Annotated in this window: 4 protein-coding genes; 1 reads left to right on the forward strand and 3 read right to left on the reverse strand. The window is 71.8% G+C overall.

Annotation, left to right across the window (positions count from 1 at the left end; all coding sequences use genetic code 11):
- Positions 1-280 (forward strand): hypothetical protein (locus ACFRMQ_RS39415; protein WP_380735714.1); only part of this gene is annotated, 280 nt, incomplete at its 5' end.
- Between the two features lie 119 nt (positions 281-399).
- On the opposite strand, the gene ACFRMQ_RS39420 is transcribed toward ACFRMQ_RS39415, so the two are convergent.
- The 3 genes from ACFRMQ_RS39420 to ACFRMQ_RS39430 all read right to left on the reverse strand — a co-directional run bounded on the left by ACFRMQ_RS39420 (position 400) and on the right by ACFRMQ_RS39430 (position 2,666).
- Positions 400-1,284, reverse strand: coding sequence for a phosphatase PAP2 family protein (locus tag ACFRMQ_RS39420; protein WP_380735715.1), 885 nt, complete (start codon positions 1,282-1,284; stop codon positions 400-402).
- Positions 1,285-1,368: 84 nt separating this feature from the next.
- Entirely contained in the window at positions 1,369-2,328 is a 960-nt protein-coding gene (locus tag ACFRMQ_RS39425; RefSeq protein WP_380735718.1) for a hypothetical protein, read from the reverse strand.
- On the reverse strand, positions 2,325-2,666 hold the full coding sequence (locus ACFRMQ_RS39430; protein WP_380735720.1) for a PadR family transcriptional regulator: 342 nt from the start codon (positions 2,664-2,666) through the stop codon (positions 2,325-2,327). The genes ACFRMQ_RS39425 and ACFRMQ_RS39430 overlap by 4 nt, the downstream gene beginning before the upstream one ends.
- Between the last annotated feature and the right edge of the window lie 719 nt (positions 2,667-3,385).

The raw sequence follows: 3,385 nt of genomic DNA on the forward strand, positions 1-3,385 counted from the left end.
GTTCGACCCGGTCTCGGTGTACGCCGTCGCCCCGGCCGGCAACGAGGACCTGCAGATCGTGCTGCGCTACCCGGACGGCTCCACCGCCACCCTCAGCTATGTCCGGTACTACGCGCGTGTCCCGATGCGGCTCCGCTGCCGCCACCCCGCGACCGCTCCCCCACCCGGGTGCGTACCGGCCCGGGACGCCCTGCCCCGATCGGCCCGCTCGTGGTCGGCGTCGCCGACGGGCAGATCACCCGGCTCACCCTGGCCGGCGCCGTACTCACCGAGCGCCTGAACGACGTCGGGGAGCGGCCTGGTGCCGTCGGCAACGTCATGCGGTTCCCGGGCACCTGACCGCCGGTCGGCCGGCTCGGGCCGGGCGCACCAGGCCGCAGCGCCGCCCGAGGGCGCCGGTCACGCCGCGCGCCGTTGATCGCGGTCCGCTACGGCGATCAAGACCAGGGCCGAGCACAGGAGTGCCGCTGCGGCGAAGGCCAGCGGGCGTGTGGCGGAGTCCTCCCGCGCACTGGCGGCGAGCGCGCCGGCCGCTGACAGGACGAGGGCGATGGCCGGCAGTGCACGAGGGCGTCGCTTGGGGCCCGCCGCGGTGGTGGGTGGCAGCAGTCGGGCCGCGAGGCTGTAGCAGGCGCAGGCCAGGAGTGTGGCTCCCAGCGCGTCGCTGGGCCGGTGCCAGTAGAGGGCTTGGACGGCGGCGGCGGTGAAGGCGAGCCACAGCATTCCGGCGGCGGCGACGTAGGGGCGCACACGCGGAGACGTGACGAGCACGGCGCCGAGGGTCAGGCCGGCGACGATGGCCACGTGACCACTGGGGAAGCTCGCCTCGGTGAGTCCTTCCGTGGCTCCTGCCAGGTCCGGACGGGGCAGGACGGCCCGGAACGCCTCCGTGCCTCCGACCGTGGCCACCACAACGCTGATCGCCGCGAAGCCGTGCCACCAACACCGCCGTGCCAGGGCGACGGCCGCGATCAGGACCGTGCCCGCGGCCAGGGTCGGCATGGCCGAGTTGTGCATCAGCAGCGGCGGGCCCCATCCGTCGGACGGACCGGTCCACTGGAAGACCCACGCGCTATCGGCAAATCCCTTGATCAGCGAGTTCTCCGCCAGTTGCCCGAACCGGGTGGCGACAGCGATCAGGTAGACCGCCGTGAACCCGAGGAGGAACAGCAGCGCCGGAGCCCGGCTGGTCAGGGACGGCCGTATCGTCCGGGAAGGGCCGGGGGCCCGTCCGGGGGCGTCCGGCCGGATTGTCGACAGGCTCGGGCGATCTTGCTGAGTCAATGCTTTCTCTTTCCGTGGGGCGGCGCTCCGGCCGCGTGTCTTCTCCCTGGACTGCCTGGGGCCGTCCGGCTGCGGAAGCTGCTGTCATCCGTGGGGCGTACCGCTGTGCCGGCGCTGTGCGGCGATTGCCAGGGCTGGGAGGGGCATGATCAGGCCGAGGAGGACGGCCAGGCTCGGCACGGACTCCATGAGCCAGTCCGGTTGGCCGACGATCGCCTGCGTGCGGACGATGGCGAACACGGCGACGGGGATCAGCCACCGGTAGTCGCCCGTGGCGGCTGTGGCTACCCACGCGACGGCCAGCGCGGCGACTTCGAGAGCGAGCTGGCCGCGTTGGAACCACGGATCGCCTGAAGTGAGGTGCAGGCCTCCGGCGACGGCCATGGCGAGCGCCACCGGTACGAGCCAGCCGTACGAGCGGCGGCGCAGCCGGCCGGGACGGCAGACCGTCAGGATCGCGCATGTCAGGAGCAGGGCTCCGGAGAGCGCCAGGTCGGGGGCCCGGATCGGGGCGGCCAGCCCGTAGTAGCCCGGGCCCACCCGGCCCTCGTCACCGAAGATCGTCGAGCTGCCGACCGTGGCACCGGCGTAGATCATCGCCGCCGACGCCGGCAACGCGATCCACGGGTTGCCGCGCAGCAGGGCGACCAGGCAGACCAGCGGGAGCAGGCCGTAGGGCAGCATCCGCGTCTGCGTGCCGGGGCCTTGTGCCCACGGGTACCAGCCGGCGAAGCGGAAGTCGATGGCGTGCCCGCTGGGATCGACACGCAGTGTCCAGTCCCACACATCCTGCAGGTACGGCACAAGCGCCAGGGCGGCGAGTGCGAGGGCGGCCAGATGGGCGCCGTCCAGCCACCACGGACGGGCCGGGTCGTCGGAGGCGGCACGGGCACGGGTCTGTACCCCCGCGCGCACCAGCGCGACCGCCTCCCGCAGTGGGGGCCAGGAGCGGCCGGGGTACGCCTCGGCCAGAGTGGCCAGCAGTTCCTCCCCCTGCCGGGAGCGGTATGCCCTGGGGTAGGCGGCGAGCAGCAGACGGTTCATGCCCTGGTGATCCCTGCCATCCGCGAGCGCCCGATGACGACGGCCGCTGCCTGCTCCATGCGCAGCGCCTCCTGGCGGAGCGTGTCGGCACCGTCCTCGGTGAGCCGGTAGTAGCGCCGTGCCCGGCCGTCCACGATCTCCTCGCGGTCGGTGGCCACCAGCCCTGATCGCTCCATCCGCTCCAGCGCTCCGTAGAGGGTGCCGACAGCGAGCCTGAGCCGGCCGTCCGAGATCTGCTCGACGGTCTTGATGACGCCGTAGCCGTACAGGGGCCCGTCCACGAGCGCGGCGAGGATGAAGTACTGCGGTTCCGTCAAGAGCGGCTTTTGTCTCGTCACATCCCGAGTATATATCGAGCATCGATATATATCGTTCGAGCCCGTTCGTGCGGCCACCAGCTCGGGGTGTTCGACCAGCCGACCTCGTTCGAAGCAGGCTTCGGCGCGGACGAGCGGGACGAGCGGGACAAGCGGGACACCGTTGACGGGCCGCCAGCGGGCCTGGGCGGACTCGACCGGATTGAAGACCATGGCGAGTGCGGCGCGGGAGCCGGTGCCCTTGGTGGGACGGCGCATCGCGTACGTGTTCCCCGACTCGGACAGCGTCAGCCGGGTCACCCTGGCGCCTGTTCCCGGCACGATGACGATCACCCACTCGGCCTCCGGCGTCCGCGGCGCTTCCCGCACGGGAACGGCGGAGACGCCGAAGCGTTCCTGGAGGTCCGTCGGCAGGAGACGGCCGCCCGGGGAATCTCCCCGCTCACGGTCGGCGTTCGGGGACGAAGCGGCGCCGTTGCCGCCACTTGGTCCGGGCGCCCACAGTGCCTGCGAGCCACCTTCGGACGCATCAACATGAGCAACCCCCGTCCCCAACAGATCACTTGACGCACGCGAAGCACACGTGCCCTACTGACATCCGGTCAACTGTGAATCCGCGGTTGATCCATCGCGACCGAGAACGGGGGGCGGCATGAACCAGATCACGATCAGGCCGCTCGGGAAGAAGACGACGACCGCGGTCAGCGGCCCCAGCGGGAGCTGACCGGCAGGCCGGGCCG

This window comes from Kitasatospora sp. NPDC056783, from assembly GCF_042789895.1.
Taxonomy (GTDB): Bacteria; Actinomycetota; Actinomycetes; order Streptomycetales; family Streptomycetaceae; genus Kitasatospora.